Raw genomic sequence first — 15,518 nt, 5'->3', positions numbered from 1 at the left:
TCGCTCGCCCGATCATCAACAACAACGAAGAAAATAGCTCACATGCATCACCAACGTTGATAATCGACGGGTGGAACTGCGTCAGCTGGAGTACTTCGTCGCGGTCGCCGAGGAGCAGAGCTTTACCCGGGCGGCGACCAGGCTCTTCGTCGTCCAGTCCGCGGTCTCGGCCGCGGTCAAGGCACTGGAGCGGGATCTCGGCGTACCCCTGCTGGAACGCAACTCGAAACGGGTGCTGCTCACCGACGCCGGAGCGGCCCTGCTCCCCCGCGCCCGGTTCGCCCTGGACGCCGCCCGCGAGGCCCGGGACGCGGTGGCCGAGGTGCGCGGCGGGCTCAGCGGCACCCTGCGGATCGGCACACTCACCTCGATCCGGATCATCGACCTGCCGGCCATCCTCGGCGAGTTCCACCGCCGCCATCCCGGTGTGCTGCTGCGCACCAGCGCCGCGCCGTCCGGCTCGATGGGCCTGATCGAGGCGCTCACCGACCACCGGCTGGACCTGGCGTTCGTGTCACTGCCGGGCGCCCGGCCGCCCGGCGTGCGCCTGATCGACCTGACCGAATCCGTCCTCGACCTGGTCGTCCCCGAGGACCACCCGCTGGCCGGCGCCGATCACGTCCCGATCACCGCGCTGGCCGGTCTGGACTTCATCGACTCCCCGGTCGGATACGGCAACCGGTCGGTGACCGACCGCGCCTTCACCGCCGCCGGGGTGCCGCGCCGGGTCACCATCGAGATCCCGGACATCGCCACCGGGCCGGCGCACGTCTACCACGGGCTCGGCATCGCGCTGCTGCCCCGGTTCATCGCGGCCGGCGAGCCGGGCGTCGCGGTGATCCCGGTGACCGGCGCCGACCTGGTCTGGCCGCTCTCCCTGGCGATCGCCGGCGACCGCACGCCGGGCGCCGCCGCCCGGGCCCTGATCACCCTGCTCACCGACGTGATACGCAACGGAGGACGCCCGTGACCCTCTATCTGATCGTCTGTGCCACCGGCCCGGCGCCCGGCGTCGGCGAACTCGTCGGCCTGTCCCAGCGCGCCGGCTGGGAGGTGCAGGTCGTCGCCACCCCGCTCGCCCTCGACTTCCTCGACCTGCCGGCGATCGAGAAGCAGACCGGGCGGCCGGTGCGCAGCCGGTACCGCAAGCCGACCGAGCCGAAGCCGCCCCGGCCGGACGCCATCATCGTCGCCCCGGCCAGTTACAACACCGTCAACAAGTTCGCGCTCGGCATCGCCGACACGTACCCGCTCGGCCTGCTCGCCGAGGCGCCCGGCCTCGGCATCCCGGTGGTGATGCTCCCGTCGGTGAACCCGGCGCTGGCGGGACGCCTTCCCTACCAGGCCAGCGTCGCCTGCTTGCGCTCCGAGGGGGTACGGGTCCTCGACCCGCCCCTGATCGACGGCGACTTCCCGTGGCACCTGGCGCTGGAGTCCCTTCCCCGCGATCCCGGGCGCCCCTGACCGCGAGCTCGGGTGTGCTCCCCGTCCGCGTCCCCACCCGGATCGTGTGCCCTCAAACCCGGGTCCGGCCACGGTCCGCGCCCCCGCGGGACACCCGCCGGCTAGTCGCCGACTGCCTTGAACAGGGCGGCCACCTCGGCCGACGACAGGTGCCGGAAACCGCCCGGCCGCAGGTCACCGAGCCGGATCGGGCCGACAGCCGTCCGGATCAGCCGGGTCACCGGGTGACCGACCGCGTCCATCATCCGGCGGACGATGTGCTTGCGGCCCTCGTGCAGCACGATCTCCACCTGAGCCGTCTTCCCGATGGCGTCGACCAGGCGGAAGCTGTCCACCTTCGCCGGGCCGTCCTCCAGCTCGACGCCGGTCTGCAGGGTGCGGCCCACGCTGCGCGGCAGCGGCCCGACCACCTCGGCCAGGTAGGTCTTGGAGATCTCGTAGGACGGGTGCATCAGCTTGTGCGCGAGCCCGCCGTCGTTGGTGAGCAGCAGCAGGCCCTCGGACTCGGCGTCGAGCCGGCCCACGTGGAAGAGCCGCTGCTCGAAGTTGGCGCCGAGGAAGTCGGCCAGCTCGGTGCGGCCCTTCTCGTCGTCGAGGCTGGAGACGACGCCGCGCGGCTTGTTCAGCGCGACGTAGACCAGCTTGGTGTTGGTGATCACCCGCTGCCCGTCGACGTGGATCTCCGCCGTGGCGGGGTCGACCTTGTCGCCGAGTTTGGCGACTCGGCCGTTGACGGTGACGCGCCGCCGGAAGATCAGGTCTTCGCAGGCGCGCCGGGATCCAACACCGGCCGCCGCCAGGACTTTCTGGAGGCGTTCGGCGGTGTCAGCCTGAGGCATCGAGTACTTCTTCCACATCGTCGGGCAGGAACGGAGCAAGCGGCGGCAGCTGGTCGACCGAGTTGAGGCCGAGCTTCTCGAGGAACAGCACGGTCGTCCGGTACAGGTATGCACCCGTCTCCGGCTCCGTGCCGCACTCCTCGATGAGGCCGCGAGTGACAAGCGTACGCATGACGCCGTCACAGTTCACACCGCGGATGGCCGAGATCCGCGAGCGCGTCACGGGCTGCTTGTACGCCACCACCGAGAGTGTCTCCAGGGCGGCCTGAGTGAGCCGCACGGACTGTCCGTCCAGCACGAATCGCTCGACGTAGTGCGCGTACTCCGGCCGGGTGTAGAGACGCCAGCCTCCCGCCACCCGCCGCAGGTCGATCCCGTGCCCCGCCGCCGTGTACCGCGCCGAGACGTCCTCGAGGGTCCGCGCGATCCGCTCGACCGGCTGCTCCATCACCTGCGCCAACTGCAATTCGCCTACCGGCTCATCAACCACCAGCATGATCGATTCGAGAGCCGCCGCCAGGTCCGCGTCGTCAAGATCCACAGAGAGGGTACGGGCATCACCTCCCGCAGACGCATCCGAGCCGTCCCGCGGCCCCCGGCCCTGCACCGGAACCGTGACCACCGCCGGCGCCCCCGCCTCCGGGCCGGGACCGTCCCCGTTGATCGGCGCGTCCACCGGAACGTGCTCCTCGCCGTCCGGCGCGTCGTCGTCCGCGTCCGCGCTCTCGGCCGCTTCCTCGACCGGATCGGGCAGCGGCAGCTCCGGACCGAGCTCCTCCTCGGTCGGCTCGGGCTCGATCTCCTCCTCGGGCAGGTCCTCCGGAGCGTCCACGGCATCCCGGTGATCCCCGCCGGGCAGGCCCTCCGGAGCGTCCACGGCGTCCCGGTAGTCCCGGTCGGGCTCCCGCCGGCGCTCCCACGGCGGCACCCACGCGGCCGCCTGCGCCGCCAGGGAGTCCTCATGCTCCGCGCTGCTCACGATGTCTCCTCCACCCCGCCAAGATCGCCACTGGACGGCCGCTCGTCAAGATCGTCCACGCCATTCTCGTCCGAAACGGCGGCCATCCCGGCATGATCGGCCGCATCGCCCCCGGCCTGGGCGGAGTTCGGCTCCGGAGACCCCTCCGGGGCCGGTTTCGTCCCCTCGTAATCGTCGATGTCCAGCTCGACCTCGCCGTCCCCGCCGATCCAGCGCACCGTCAGCTCGTCCAGCGAGACCGGCTGCTCGAAGTCGATCAGCCCTTCCCGGTAGAGCTCCAGCAGCGCCAGGAACCGGGCGACCACCTCCAGGGTGTTCGCACAGTCCGCCACGAGCAGGCCGAACGTCGCCACCCCGGCCCGGCGCAACCGGTCCCGCAGCAGCGCGGCGTGCTCCCTGACACTGACCCGGACCTGGTGGATGTGCGCGATCGAGACCTGCGGCGGGCCCGGCTTGGGCAGGAACTGCTTCAGCGCGAGTTTGAGGAGCCGCTCCGGGCCGATCCCGAGAACCAGCTCCGGCAGCGCTTCCGCGTACCTCGGCTCCAGGGTGACCAATCGCGGCCAGCGACGCGCGCCGCTCGCCTCGAGTTCCGCGATGTGCGCGGCCGCTTCCTTGAACGCCTTGTACTGCAGGAGCCGGGCGAAGAGCAGGTCGCGCGCCTCCAGGAGCGCCAGGTCCTCCTCGTCCTCCACCTCCGCGGCGGGCAGCAGCCGGGCCGCCTTCAGGTCCAGCAGCGTCGCCGCGACAAGCAGGAACTCACTCGTCTCGCCGAGGTCCCAATCGTCGCCCATGGCCCGGATGTAGGCGATGAAGTCGTCGGTGACCTGGTGCAGCGCGATCTCGGTCACGTCCAGCTTGTGCTTGCCGATCAGCTGGAGCAGCAGATCGAACGGGCCGGTGAAGTTCTCCAGCCGCACGGTGAATCCGCCGGAATCGGGCTCCGCGACCTCGGCCATGACGGCATCATCGTCCGTGGGGGCGTCGCCGTCCGTGGTGGCGTCACCGTCCGTGGGGGCGTCACCGTCCGTGGGGGCGTCCACTTCCTTGGCCTCCACGACGGGGCCGGGCTTCTCGGGCACGTGCCGACCGTAGACCATGCCTGAGACGAGCTGCTCCGGGCTCACGTTGTCGGTTCCTCCACGTCGTCGCCGGACAGTCCCCGAAGCTTCCAACGTCGCAACCCGTGACCGGTTGCTGCTCTCCGGTTACGCTGCCGCGATGAGGTCACTGATCACTCCGCGCCTGGTGTTGCGGGAGTGGGAGGAGAAGGACGCCGAGTTCATCCTGGACATGTACTCGCGCTGGGACGTCATGCGCTATCTCGGCGCCGAACCGCAGGTGCTCACGGATCTCACCGGCGCCCGGGCCCGGCTGGCCGCGTGGCGCGACCGGCAGGACGACGTGCACACCGTCTGGGCGGTGCAGGACCGGCGGACCGGGCACCTGCTCGGCACCGCGTTCCTTGTCGAGTTGCTCGCCGGCGAGCCGCTCGCCCCGGCCGGCGCGACCGAGATCGGCTGGCACCTGCACCCGGACGCCTGGGGCCAGGGGTACGCCACCGAGGCGGGGACGGCCGTTCTCGCGTACGCGGCCCGCTCCGGCGTCTCCCCGGTGCTGGCCGTCACCTACCCGGAGAACACCGCCTCGCAGGCGGTGTGCCGCCGCCTGGGCATGCGGCACCTGGGCCGGACCGATCGCTACTACAACATGACCTGCGAACTCTTCTCGACGTAGGGTTGGCCGGGTGATCCGCAAGCGTGTCCTGGTCAGCGGCCTGGTCCAGGGCGTCTTCTACCGCGACACGTGCCGCCGGGCCGCTGCCGAGCAGGGCGTGACAGGCTGGGTCCGCAACCTGCCGGACGGCCGCGTCGAGGCCGTCTTCGAGGGTCCGGAGGCCTCGGTCGACAGGATGGTGGCGTGGTCCCGGGTCGGGCCGCCGCAGGCCCGGGTGACCGACGTCCGGGAGTTCGACGAGCAGCCGGAGGCGCTGGCGTCCTTCACCGTCCGCCCCTGAATGCCATTCCCGGCTTCGCCTGCCCTCCCCGGTGTGACCGGAAGTAGCGTCCCCGGGTGATCGGCCAGAGGCCCGCCCAGGCCGCGCCGCGCCGGGCCGGGCCGGGCCGCGCCGCGCCGGGCCGGGCCGGGCCGACGGTCTTCGCGCAGGCCCGGTCGCTGTGGTTGGCGGCTGAGCGTGGACCAGGACACACGTAACGTCATTGCGCGCTTTCACCCACGCCAGGGAAGGGATGCGGGCGCACACACCGCTTCGGTGTGTTCTCATCGCTGCCAGCCCGGCCTTCGGTGTGCCCGCATCGCCGCCAGCCGCGCTTCGGTGTGCCCGCATCGCTCCCGGAGGGGCGTCCAGCCCGCAGGCACTGAAGGCAGGAGGAGTCGGAGGAGAGCGGAAAACCGGTTGGTTCGGCGGTGCGGGGCGAGTAAGGGTTTAAGCATGTCTATTTTGGATGATCCTGGGCTGTTCGGGCGGCAGTGGGCCACCAAATACGACCAACCCGGCAATCCGGATCCGGAGCCGGCCGCCGCGTTTCTCGCCGGGCTCGCCGGGAGCGGGCCGGCTCTGGAGCTGGCCATCGGGAGCGGGCGCGTCGCGCTGCCCCTCGCGGCGCGCGGGGTGGCCGTCGAGGGGATCGAGGCTTCGCCGGAGATGGTGGAGCTGTTGCGAGGGAAGCCGGGCGGCGCGGCGTTGCCGGTCGTTCTCGGGGACATGGCGGACGTCGCCGTGGACGGCAGCTACCCGCTCGTCTATCTGGTGTTCAACACGCTCTTCAACCTGACGGTTCCGGGACGGCAGGAGGACTGCTTCCGCAACGTGGCACGAGTGCTCGCGCCCGGCGGCCGGTTCGTGATCGAGGCGTTCGTGCCGGACGAGGAGCAGTTCGCCCGGGACGAGCGGGAGGTGCAGGTACACGGGGTCACCGAGGACTCGGTGACGGTGCGCATGCATCGGTACGACCGGGAGGCGCAGACGTTCCTCCGGCAGACGCTGACGTTCCGTGAGGGTGGCATCCAGTTGCGGCCGTTCGGCATGCGGTATCAGTGGCCGGAGCAGATCGACGGGTTCGCCGAGGCTGCCGGGCTGCGGCTGGAGGCGCGGTACGCGGACTGGGATCGCGGGCGGTTCACCGCGGAGAGCCCGAGCCACGTCTCGGTCTATCGCAAGGACTGACCGCTCAGGGCCAGGCGCGCAGGAACAGGCGCGCAGGAACAGGCGCGCAGGAACAGGCGCGCAGGATCAGGCGCGCAGGATCAGGCCCAGACGCGCAGGAAAAGCACTCCGAGGAAGTCCAGGACCATGTTGAGCAGGGGGTAGCCGGTCGGGAAGAACGCGAAGATCAGCAGCAGCAGGACGCCGATGTTCTTGTCCTCGAGCCAGAGGCGCATCCACTGCATGCCGGTGCCCGGGCGGCGTAGGGCGTTCCAGAGGATGCCGAAGCCGTCGAGCGGCGGGATCGGGATGAGCGCGAGCAGGCCGAACGCGAGCAGGCCGACGCCGAGGGAGAGCACGATCTGCTGGGCTGCCGGGAGGCCGACACCGCGCAGGACGTCACCGAGGCCGGCGCTTGCCAGGACCAGCTCGGCGGCGTCCGGGAAGACCAGGGCGTAGGTGGCGATCAGCAGCTCGCCGGCGAGGATGCAGGCGACCGGGCCGGCGATGAAGACGGCGGCCGCACGGCCGCGGCCCCGGTAACGCGGGATCTCGTCGACGGAGAGCTGCTTGCCCCAGCCCATGCCGCCGACCGCTGCCGCGACCGCGCCGAACGGGTCGATGTCCTCGCGCGGGCTCAGGCGCAGGGAGACCCGGCGTTCCGCCAGGCCGACCGTGCGGGCGGTGAAACGGATGGCGAGGGCCCGCAGCGCCAGGCCGAGCAGGAAGGCGATCAGCAGCGCCACGAAGGCGACCGGTTCGCCGAGGGCGAAGAGCACGGTTGGCGGACCTAGCCTCGTTCGGCCTTTGCGGCGATGACCTCGCGAGCGAGCTGACGGTAGTTGCGGGCGCCGGACGACGCGGGGTCGAGCGAGGTGATCGGGGCGCCGGCGACCGTGGACTCCGGGAACTTGACCGTCTTGGTGATGACGGTCTGGTACACCTTGTCGCCGAACGCCTCCACCACGCGCTGCAGCACCTGGCGGCAGTGGGTGGTGCGGGAGTCGTACATGGTGGCGAGGATGCCCTCGAGCTCCAGGTCGAAGTTGAGCCGCTCGCGCACCTTGTCGATGGTGTCGAGCAGCAGCGCCACACCGCGCAGCGAGAAGAACTCGCACTCCAGCGGGATGAGCACGCCGTGCGCGATGGTCAGCGCGTTGATCGCCAGCAGGCCCAGCGAGGGCTGGCAGTCGATCAGGATGAAGTCGTACTCCTTGCGGACCGACCGCAGCGCCCGGGCCAGCGCCATCTCCCGGGCGACCTCGTTGACCAGCTGGATCTCGGCGGCCGAGAGGTCGATGTTCGCCGGGAGCAGGTGCAGGCCGGCGACGTCGGTCTTGATGATGACGTCCTCGGTGGCGACGTCGTCCTGCATGAGCAGGTTGTAGACGCTCAGGTCGAGGTTGTGCGGGTTCACACCCAGGCCGACCGAGCAGGCGCCCTGCGGGTCGAAGTCGACGAGGAGGACCTTCCGCCCATACTCCGCGAGCGCGGCGCCCAGGTTGATGGTGGTCGTCGTCTTTCCGACACCACCTTTCTGGTTCGCCAGCGCGATGATCCGGGCCGGGCCGTGCCGGTCGGTCGGCATCGGCTCGGGGATCGGGCGGCGCATCGTGTAGGCCGTGGGGTCGGCTGGACCCAGGTCAGCTCCGAGATCAAGGGAGTTCTGCTGGTCGCGGAGCGCGGAAGTCCAGGCCTCTGCGCGCTCGCCGTTCCCTGACATGACCTCGCCCCCCTCCCGGCTCGAAGCCCGACTGTACGCCACGACCGCCGCCCCTTCGGGGTCAGCCGTTCGGCGTGTCGCACCTGTGGGTACGCATCTTCTAACGAGCGCGCGGATGAGAGGTGGCGTAGACCTCCCGGAGGCGCTCGACGGTCACCAGCGTATACACCTGCGTCGTCGTGACCGACGCGTGTCCCAGGAGTTCCTGAACCACGCGGACGTCAGCCCCGCCGTCGAGCAGATGCGTGGCGTAGGAGTGACGCAGGGTGTGCGGGGAGACAGCGTACGGGCCGTCCACCGGCAGGCCCGCCTGAACCGCGCAGCGGCGCAGGACGGTCCACGCGCTCTGCCGGGAGAGGCGGCCGCCGCGGGCGTTCAGGAAGACCGCGGGGGTGCCCCGGCCGTTCTCGGCGAGCAGGGGGCGGGCCCGGGTCCGGTAGGCGCTCAGCGCGTTCCGCGCATAACCGCCGACCGGGACGATCCGGGTCTTCCCCCCTTTTCCCCGCAATATCACGTCTTCGTCGTTCAGATCGTCGATGTCCGCGCCGACCGCCTCGGAGATCCGGGCGCCGGTGCCGTACAGGAACTCCAGCAGCGCCCGGTCCCGCAGCCCCAGCGGCGAGTGCGTGTCCGGCACCGCGAGCAACCGGCCCACCTGATCCACGTCGAGTGCCTTGGGCAGCCGTTTGGGCGGCGCCGGCGGCCGGATGTCGGCCGCCACGTCCTGCCCGGCCAGGCGCTCGCGGACCGCGAACCGGTGCAGCCCGCGCACCGCGCTGATCGCCCGCGCGGCCGACGACGACGCGAGCCCGCCCTCGCGCAGCCGGGCCAGGTGCCCGGTCACGTCGGCGGGCCGCACGTCCCCGAGGTCGGTGACGCCCGCCTCGGCCAGCTCCGCGGCGTACCGCTGGAGGTCACGCCGGTAGGAGGCGAGCGTGTTGCGGGACAGCCCCCGCTCCACGCTCAGGTGGTCCAGGTAGGCGGTGATCGACTGGTCCAGGTTCAGCGGAGCACCTCCGTCAGCGATATCGAGCGCATGCCGTGCGCCTCCGCGACCGGGCCGTAGACGACCTCGCCGCCGAACGTGTTCAGACCGCCGGCCAGCGCCGGATCGGTCCGCAGCGCGTCCCGCCAGCCACGGTTGGCCAGCTCCAGAGCGTACGGGAGGGTGACGTTGGTGAGCGCGTAGGTGCTCGTGTGCGGCACCGCGCCCGGCATGTTGGCCACGCAGTAGAACATCGAGGAATGCACCGGGTACGTCGGGTCGTCGTGCGTGGTCGGCCGGGAGTCCTCGAAGCAACCGCCCTGGTCGATCGAGATGTCCACCAGGACGCTGCCCGGCTTCATCCGCGACACCAGGTCGTTCGAGATCAGCGTCGGCGCCTTCGCGCCCGGCACCAGCACCGCGCCGATCACCAGGTCGGCGTCGAGGACCGCCTTCTCGATCTCGTACGCGTTCGACGCGATCGTCTGGACGTGCCCGCGATAGTCGGCGTCGACCGCGCGCAGCCGGGCTACGTTCTTGTCGAGCAGCAGCACCTCGGCCTGCATGCCGAGCGCGATCGCCGCGGCGTTCAAGCCGGACACCCCGGCGCCGATCACGACGGCCTTCGCCGCGTACACGCCGGGCACGCCGCCCATCAGCACGCCGCGGCCACCGCCCTGGCGCATCAGTTGGTACGCCCCGACCTGCGGCGCGAGCCGGCCGGCGACCTCGGACATCGGGGCCAGCAGGGGCAGCGAGCGGTCCGGCAGCTCGACCGTCTCGTAGGCGATCCCGGTGACCCCGCGGTCCAGCAGCGCGTCGGTGCACGCCTTCGACGCCGCCAGGTGCAGGTAGGTGAAGAGGACCTGCCCGGCCCGCATCCGGTGGTACTCCTCGGCGACCGGCTCCTTGACCTTGAGGATCAGGTCACCGGTCCCCCACACCGCGTCGGCGTCCGGCAGGATCGTCGCGCCCGCCGACTGGTAGTCACCGTCCGTGATGGAGGAGCCCAGGCCCGCGCCCGCCTGCACGAAGACCTCATGGCCGAACCGGGTGAACTCGAACACCCCGGCCGGAGTGATCGCCACCCGGAACTCGTTGTTCTTGACCTCGCTGGGAATGCCGACCTTCACGAGCCGACACCGTCCTCTCTCCACGCTGAGTTAGTCCCCTTTGCGCGGAGAGTACCCCCGGGGACCTCGGGTTTCGCGGCTCATGTCCCGGGTTACCCCTGTTGGCTCTTCAGGCGGTACGGTCGCCGGATGATCGGCCTTCCCTGGCTTCTGGTCGACGAGACCATCGACGACGGTGACAGCCTCGTCGCGGCGTGCGCCGACATCGACGGCCTGTTCGCCACGGTCACCGAACCGGCCGTCGAGCGTTACACACTGCTCGACTGCACCCCGGCCGGCCGGTTGCGGGCGGCCTGTGACGGAACCGGTCCGTCGTGGGTGGGCAATATCGGTCTCGGGGCGGTCGAGGACCCGTCGCGGGACCAGGAGTTGCTGGACGTCACCGTCCTCGACGCCCGCCGCTCGTCGCGCCACGGCCCGCTCGACGTCATGCTCGAGGGGCGGCTCCGCCACCCCCCGTCGAGGACGCCGCCCGCCGGCGGTTTCGACCTCACCGGCATCGGCGCGGAGGGCGAGGAGGACTTCGGCTCCTGCGGCGGCGTCGGCGGCGTCTACCGCCGGCAGCCCGCGCCGCAGCCCCGGCCCGCCACGCTGCTCGGCTGCCGGCCCGGCGCCCGCCTGCAACGCGCCATCGAAGCCCTGGAGAGCGGCACCAACAACCGTCACCGCCGCTGGATCAACGCCTCGCTCTTCACGGTGGCCCACGACGGCACCGCGACCAGGCTGCTCGACACCGGGATCGGCGCCGAGGTCGCCGCGGTCCGCCCCTCGCTGCACGGCGACGACCTGGTCGACGTGGTGCTCGAGCCCACCTACGCCGACGCCGTCATCCCACCCCGCCCGGCGCGCGCCCGCGAGATCTGGGAGCGCTGGCGGTCCGGCCGCCCGTCCGAGACCGGGACCTGGGCCGGTTACGACCGCGACCTGCGCCAGGAGTGGGCCGGGGCGGCGCTGGCCCATCACCGGCACGGTCCGGCGTCGGGCAGCGTTTTCCATCTCGACGGGCGGCACGTCACCGACGAGGAGGGCTTCTACTGCGCGATCGGCGAGGCCGTGAACGGGCCCGGCGGGTACTTCGGGTGGAACCTCGGCGCGCTGCACGACTGCCTGCAGGGCGGCTGGGGCGCCGCCCCCGGCTTCCGGCTGATCTGGCACGACGCGGCGGTGGCGCGGGCCGCGCTGAAGCCGGGATACGACAGGCGGTGGTGGGCCCCGGCGCTCACGATGGAGCAACTGCTGGACCTGCTCACCGCCGCCGGCGTGGACGTCGACCTGCGATAGGTTCCGGCCACCTCAGCCGACGAACCCGCCATCAGCCGACGAAGATGCAGAACGTGTGGCCGTCCGGGTCCGCGTAGACCCGCAGCGGCTCCTCCGGGTCGTCGCTGCGGTCGAAGCGCAGCGTCCCGCCCAGGCTCAGCACCCGCTCGTGCTGCCGGTCGAGTTCAGCGACCGAGCCGACCGCGGTGTCCAGGTGCATCTGCTGCGGCACGCCCGCGTCCGGCCAGGTCGTCGGCTCGACCTTGTCGGTCTGCTGGAAGGACAGCTGCCACGACCCGTCGTCGCCGAGCAGGACCAGCCAGTCCTGTCCCTTCTCGTCCGGTTCGCCGGACGCCGGCGGCTCGTCGCCCGGCCGGTACTCCAGGCCGAGCAGGTGACGGTAGAACTCGGCGAGCCGCCGGGCGTCCGACGAGTCGAGGACGAATGCTCTCAGCTTCGGAACAGTCACGCCGGTCTTTCTACCCCGGCAGCTGGTAGACAATCACGTCACCGGCGCGGAACCGCTCGGTCGCCAGCGTGGCGAGCTCCGGCGAGACCGGCGAGGCGCGCTTGTCGGCGTAGAGCCACTTGGCGCCGTACTTCTCGCGCAGTTCCGCGAGGCCGGCGGCGGTCGGCGCGCTGAACGCCGCATCGTTGATCCGCTGACGTTCGGGCTGCGGCGCCGGCTGCCGGAAGTACGGGATCCCGTTGTCCCCGTGCGCCGACTGGGTGTCGGGCTGGTACGCCCAGCCCTCCAGGACCACCGCGTGCTCGGTCAGCGCGGACACCCAGAACGACCGGTTGATGCAGTCCGCGTCGGTCTTCACCATCTCGCAGTGCACATTGGTCGCCACGTAGTCCTCGGCCGGCGCGTTCTTCGCGAGCCAGTCGGCGGCGCGCATCTCGTTCGCGGTGACCCAGAAGTTGCCCTTGGTGCCGGTCGACGGCGTCTTGCCGCTGACCGCCGCCTCGATCTGGCCGGAGAGTCCGCGCCAGGTGGTGGCCCAGCCCAGTCCGATGCCGGCCGCCAGCAGCACGGCCAGGCCGCTGCCGATCAGAACCGGCCAGCGGCGCCGGTGCAGCCACCACAGCGCCGACCCGATCGCGATCACGGCGAGCAGCACGAGCAGCGGGCGGGCCAGGTTGTACCGCCAGTGGTCCTCCCACGGGCCGGTGAGGCCGGGACCGTACCGATGCAGCATCGCGCCGGTCACGGCGCCGGCGATCAGGCCGCCGGTCACCGGGACGAAGGCCTTGCGAGGCGCGACAGCGGTGAGCAGCCAGGCGGTGAGCGCGGCCTGCGCCGGGATCGCCGAGTAGATGAAGTACAGCTCGCCGTTGGCGGTGTGGTTGATCAGCAGTGCGCCGGCCCAGCCGGCGATCCCGATGCCGGCCAGCACCCACGCGGCGGCGTCCTTGCGGAAGTCCTTGCGCAGCAGCGCGGTGAAGCCGAGGACCCGGCCGATCTGGCTCACCACGAAGCAGACGAGCAGCGCCGGGAGGATCAGTTTGAGACCCCACGGCACGTGCATGATCTGCTCGGGGAGCAGGCCGCCGGTACCGGGGATGCCGTCCCGGCCGACCACCCAGATGAACTGACCCTTGAAGCTGAACGTGGCGCCGAACTGGATGCCCGCGCCGGAGCCGCCGCCGGCCAGGAACGGGGCGGTGATGCCGAGGACGAGCGCGGCGCCACCGAGCGCGGCGAGCATCGCCTTCGGCGGCTTCCGGCCGAGCACCCAGAGGGCGAGCGCGCCGAGGCAGATGCCGCCGAGCAGCGTCGGCAGCGAGCTGGACTTGCTGGCGGTCGCGACCACCAGCAGCAGGCCGAACAGGGTCCAGCCGCCGCGACCGAGCCGCTGACCGCGGGCGATCTCGACGAGCAGGACCGCGACCACCGTCACGAACGGGATGGAGAAGGTGAGCGTCGGGCTGTAGGACGGCTCGATCGTCACCGGCCAGCTGGAGAACTGCGGCCAGATCGCGGCGATCGGCAGCGCGACAGCGATGAACGCCGCGACCGGCCCGCCCCACCACACCCGGCTCGCGGTCCGCGCCAGAGCCGCGATCACCAGCACCGAGGTGATCACAATCGGGCCGGCCCACAGCCGCAGCATCACGGTCGCCAGGTCGGCGCCGCTGATCAGCGTGGCGGAGGCCCGGAACGCGTCCGAGAACCAGTGGTACTTCAGCGGCTCGCCGGCCATCTGCGGCTGGGTCGGCAGGATCGTGTGGCTGAGCTGCGCGGCGTTCGCCCAGTGGTAGTAGATGTCGCCGAAGAGCGAGTGCGTGACCGGCGGCAGCGGGTTGCCCGCCCACTCGCCGAGCGCCAGGATCGCGACCCCCAGCAGCATCACCGCGGCGATCAGCCAGGACCAGGCCAGCGGCAGCGGCTCGGGGTTCTCGATCCGCCAGTGCCGGCGCAGGCCGGGCACCGCCACGAACGCGGCGAGCACCAGCAGCGGCCAGATCCAGAGCACGCTCTCCAGGCCGACGCCGACGAAGATCGCCCAGCCGATCAGCTGGACCGCGATGCCGGTGGCGGCGCCGAAACCGACGTCCTCCGGCAGGTTGCCGCGGCTGCCGCGCAGCGCCCGGAAGACCAGCACGCCCGGCACGAGCACGCCGAGCGTCCAGTAGATCGCGTAGCGCAGCGTCTGCACGCCGGGCGTGCCGGCCCAGGTCAGCATGCCGACCAGGAACCCCACCACGACCAGCCAGGGCAGCGCGCGGATCAGCGTCTCCGCGTCGAATCGGCCGGTCTTCCGGTCCGGCGTGTCGGCTTCCGGCGCCGGCGCACGCTCGATGACCGCGGTATTTGCGTCCACTGTTCCCCCATGCTTCTGGTCGGCAGCACGGTAGCGGATCGACGTCTCCGCTCACTGAACGCGCAAAACCACGAAACCGCAGGTCAGAGCGGGTGTTCCATAGTCCGTTCAGAATGAGGCCAACTGCCGTGCGTCAAGAAATCACCCGCCGATCAGCAACGGCAGCAGGGTCAGCCCGTTGATTGCCGCGTGCACGACGACAATCGCCCACACATTCCGGTATTTCGACCAGAGATAGCCGGCGAACAGGCCGAGCGCGCCGTTCGAGGTGAGAATGACGAGCGTGATGTCGAGGAATGGGCCGTCCGCGTACCGGTGCACGTGCATGAGGACGAACAGCAGCGCCGTCGCGACGATCGCCGGCCACCTGCCCCACAACGCTTCGAGCCGGGTCTGCAGAATGACCCGATAGAAGATTTCCTCCAGCACGCTCGCGGTCAGGAACGTGTAGAACGCCACCACCGCGAGCTCGATCCGGTCCCAATCCCGATAACCGGACACATCCCACTCGGCGAGCGGACTGTAGAAGAACAGATAGCCCCAGACCACGATCACCAGCGCCGGCCCGAGCCAATACCAGAGTTTCGGAATCCGCTCCCGATGTGCGCGCGCCGGGGACGGCCGCCGGATCCGGCGCAGCACCACCCACGCCCCCACCAGCAGAATCAGAATCTTTGCCAGCGGATAGACGACGCTGTCCCGGGTCAGCAGAGCGGCGACCGGGAACAGCAACGCCAGCCCGATCAGCCAATAGGACTGCCGCCGCAGTTTCTCGTCCGGATCGACGGCCATCCCCGGAAGACGCGGCGGAATCAGCGCGATCAGCACCAGCCCCACCAGATAGGGAATCACCACCCCGGCCAGCGGCACCGCTCCCGCTTCCGCATCAGCCGACGTGGCCAGATCCGTCCGCCCCATCAGTAGCAACAGAATCGGCGCACCGGCGAGAAGAACAATCCCGGCCGCGGTCAATCCTTTGGTCCGCATGAATCCATCATGGACACCGAAGGCAACCCCGCCACATCGGTACGAGCCAAACCCTCCCCTGCCGCATCACATGCGTCCCGCCTCGTCCGGGCACCTGACGGTCCGTTCCGCCGGCGCGACCCGCCGCCGGCCCTGGAGCGCCGCCGGGGCCGGC

16 protein-coding genes are annotated in these 15,518 nt (G+C 71.0%); 6 read left to right on the top strand and 10 right to left on the bottom strand.

Annotated elements, in window-relative coordinates; translation table 11 throughout:
• The first annotated feature begins 70 nt into the window (after positions 1 to 70).
• Positions 71 to 970, top strand: a complete 900-nt coding sequence (locus AB0F72_RS36455; RefSeq protein WP_360441685.1) for a LysR family transcriptional regulator — start codon at positions 71 to 73, stop codon at positions 968 to 970.
• On the top strand, positions 967 to 1,464 hold the full coding sequence (locus AB0F72_RS36450) for a flavoprotein (protein ID WP_360441682.1): 498 nt from the start codon (positions 967 to 969) through the stop codon (positions 1,462 to 1,464). Before AB0F72_RS36455 ends, AB0F72_RS36450 begins: the two co-directional genes overlap by 4 nt.
• 101 nt (positions 1,465 to 1,565) lie before the next feature.
• Here AB0F72_RS36450 and AB0F72_RS36445 read toward each other — a convergent pair whose 3' ends face one another.
• The 3 genes from AB0F72_RS36445 to AB0F72_RS36435 are packed head-to-tail and all read right to left on the bottom strand — an operon-like array spanning position 1,566 to position 4,241.
• A complete protein-coding gene (locus AB0F72_RS36445) occupies positions 1,566 to 2,321 on the bottom strand; it encodes a pseudouridine synthase (RefSeq protein ID WP_360441679.1) in 756 nt (251 codons plus the stop codon).
• Positions 2,290 to 3,285, bottom strand: a complete 996-nt coding sequence (gene scpB / locus AB0F72_RS36440) for an SMC-Scp complex subunit ScpB (RefSeq protein ID WP_360441820.1) — start codon at positions 3,283 to 3,285, stop codon at positions 2,290 to 2,292. The genes AB0F72_RS36445 and scpB overlap by 32 nt, the downstream gene beginning before the upstream one ends.
• The gene (locus AB0F72_RS36435) at positions 3,279 to 4,241 is read right to left on the bottom strand and encodes a segregation/condensation protein A (RefSeq protein ID WP_360441817.1); all 963 of its coding nucleotides are present in this window, start codon (positions 4,239 to 4,241) and stop codon (positions 3,279 to 3,281) included. The genes scpB and AB0F72_RS36435 overlap by 7 nt, the downstream gene beginning before the upstream one ends.
• A gap of 262 nt (positions 4,242 to 4,503) precedes the next feature.
• Between AB0F72_RS36435 and AB0F72_RS36430 the strand changes: the two genes are divergently transcribed.
• The 3 genes from AB0F72_RS36430 (at position 4,504) to AB0F72_RS36420 (ending at position 6,469) form a co-directional block, all read left to right on the top strand.
• Positions 4,504 to 5,019, top strand: coding sequence for a GNAT family N-acetyltransferase (locus AB0F72_RS36430; RefSeq protein ID WP_360441676.1), 516 nt, complete (start codon positions 4,504 to 4,506; stop codon positions 5,017 to 5,019).
• A gap of 10 nt (positions 5,020 to 5,029) precedes the next feature.
• The gene (locus tag AB0F72_RS36425; protein WP_360441673.1) at positions 5,030 to 5,299 is read left to right on the top strand and encodes an acylphosphatase; all 270 of its coding nucleotides are present in this window, start codon (positions 5,030 to 5,032) and stop codon (positions 5,297 to 5,299) included.
• 435 nt (positions 5,300 to 5,734) lie between these two features.
• Positions 5,735 to 6,469: a class I SAM-dependent methyltransferase gene (locus AB0F72_RS36420; protein WP_360441670.1), complete on the top strand. Its 735-nt coding sequence runs from the start codon at positions 5,735 to 5,737 to the stop codon at positions 6,467 to 6,469.
• A gap of 80 nt (positions 6,470 to 6,549) precedes the next feature.
• On the opposite strand, the gene AB0F72_RS36415 is transcribed toward AB0F72_RS36420, so the two are convergent.
• The 4 genes from AB0F72_RS36415 to ald all read right to left on the bottom strand — a co-directional run bounded on the left by AB0F72_RS36415 (position 6,550) and on the right by ald (position 10,289).
• Entirely contained in the window at positions 6,550 to 7,227 is a 678-nt protein-coding gene (locus AB0F72_RS36415; protein WP_360441667.1) for a hypothetical protein, read from the bottom strand.
• Between the two features lie 11 nt (positions 7,228 to 7,238).
• Positions 7,239 to 8,171, bottom strand: a complete 933-nt coding sequence (locus tag AB0F72_RS36410) for an AAA family ATPase (protein ID WP_360441664.1) — start codon at positions 8,169 to 8,171, stop codon at positions 7,239 to 7,241.
• A gap of 100 nt (positions 8,172 to 8,271) precedes the next feature.
• Complete coding sequence (locus tag AB0F72_RS36405; protein ID WP_360441814.1) at positions 8,272 to 9,198, bottom strand: site-specific tyrosine recombinase XerD; 927 nt, start codon at positions 9,196 to 9,198, stop codon at positions 8,272 to 8,274.
• Positions 9,174 to 10,289 carry an alanine dehydrogenase gene (gene ald, locus AB0F72_RS36400; RefSeq protein WP_360441661.1) on the bottom strand — a complete coding sequence of 372 codons (1,116 nt, stop codon included), beginning with the start codon at positions 10,287 to 10,289 and terminating at the stop codon, positions 9,174 to 9,176. The genes AB0F72_RS36405 and ald overlap by 25 nt, the downstream gene beginning before the upstream one ends.
• Before the next feature lie 129 nt (positions 10,290 to 10,418).
• Between ald and AB0F72_RS36395 the strand changes: the two genes are divergently transcribed.
• Positions 10,419 to 11,570 (top strand): barstar family protein, encoded by a 1,152-nt coding sequence (locus AB0F72_RS36395; protein WP_360441658.1) that lies wholly within the window; start codon positions 10,419 to 10,421, stop codon positions 11,568 to 11,570.
• A gap of 31 nt (positions 11,571 to 11,601) precedes the next feature.
• Here AB0F72_RS36395 and AB0F72_RS36390 read toward each other — a convergent pair whose 3' ends face one another.
• From AB0F72_RS36390 to AB0F72_RS36380, 3 genes are all read right to left on the bottom strand, one after another.
• Positions 11,602 to 12,018 carry a VOC family protein gene (locus tag AB0F72_RS36390; RefSeq protein WP_360441655.1) on the bottom strand — a complete coding sequence of 139 codons (417 nt, stop codon included), beginning with the start codon at positions 12,016 to 12,018 and terminating at the stop codon, positions 11,602 to 11,604.
• Between the two features lie 10 nt (positions 12,019 to 12,028).
• Complete coding sequence (locus tag AB0F72_RS36385; protein WP_360441652.1) at positions 12,029 to 14,377, bottom strand: hypothetical protein; 2,349 nt, start codon at positions 14,375 to 14,377, stop codon at positions 12,029 to 12,031.
• A gap of 141 nt (positions 14,378 to 14,518) precedes the next feature.
• Positions 14,519 to 15,349 carry a CPBP family intramembrane glutamic endopeptidase gene (locus AB0F72_RS36380; RefSeq protein ID WP_360441649.1) on the bottom strand — a complete coding sequence of 277 codons (831 nt, stop codon included), beginning with the start codon at positions 15,347 to 15,349 and terminating at the stop codon, positions 14,519 to 14,521.
• Positions 15,350 to 15,518 lie beyond the last annotated feature (169 nt).

Origin of the sequence: Actinoplanes sp. NPDC023936 (assembly GCF_040639325.1) — a bacterium.
Classification (GTDB): Bacteria; Actinomycetota; Actinomycetes; order Mycobacteriales; family Micromonosporaceae; genus Actinoplanes.
The sequence above is the reverse complement of the archived record's forward strand: the minus strand, read 5'-3'. Positions and strand labels throughout refer to the sequence as shown.

Bases quoted from the DNA above. Each gene is read 5' to 3' on its own strand.
- AB0F72_RS36410 (WP_360441664.1), bottom strand. From the start codon at position 8,171: ATGTCAGGGAACGGCGAGCGCGCAGAGGCCTGGACTTCCGCGCTCCGC.
- AB0F72_RS36395 (WP_360441658.1), top strand. From the start codon at position 10,419: ATGATCGGCCTTCCCTGGCTTCTGGTCGACGAGACCATCGACGACGGT.
- AB0F72_RS36435 (WP_360441817.1), bottom strand. From the start codon at position 4,241: ATGGCCGAGGTCGCGGAGCCCGATTCCGGCGGATTCACCGTGCGGCTG.
- AB0F72_RS36445 (WP_360441679.1), bottom strand. From the start codon at position 2,321: ATGTGGAAGAAGTACTCGATGCCTCAGGCTGACACCGCCGAACGCCTC.
- AB0F72_RS36430 (WP_360441676.1), top strand. From the start codon at position 4,504: ATGAGGTCACTGATCACTCCGCGCCTGGTGTTGCGGGAGTGGGAGGAG.
- AB0F72_RS36420 (WP_360441670.1), top strand. From the start codon at position 5,735: ATGTCTATTTTGGATGATCCTGGGCTGTTCGGGCGGCAGTGGGCCACC.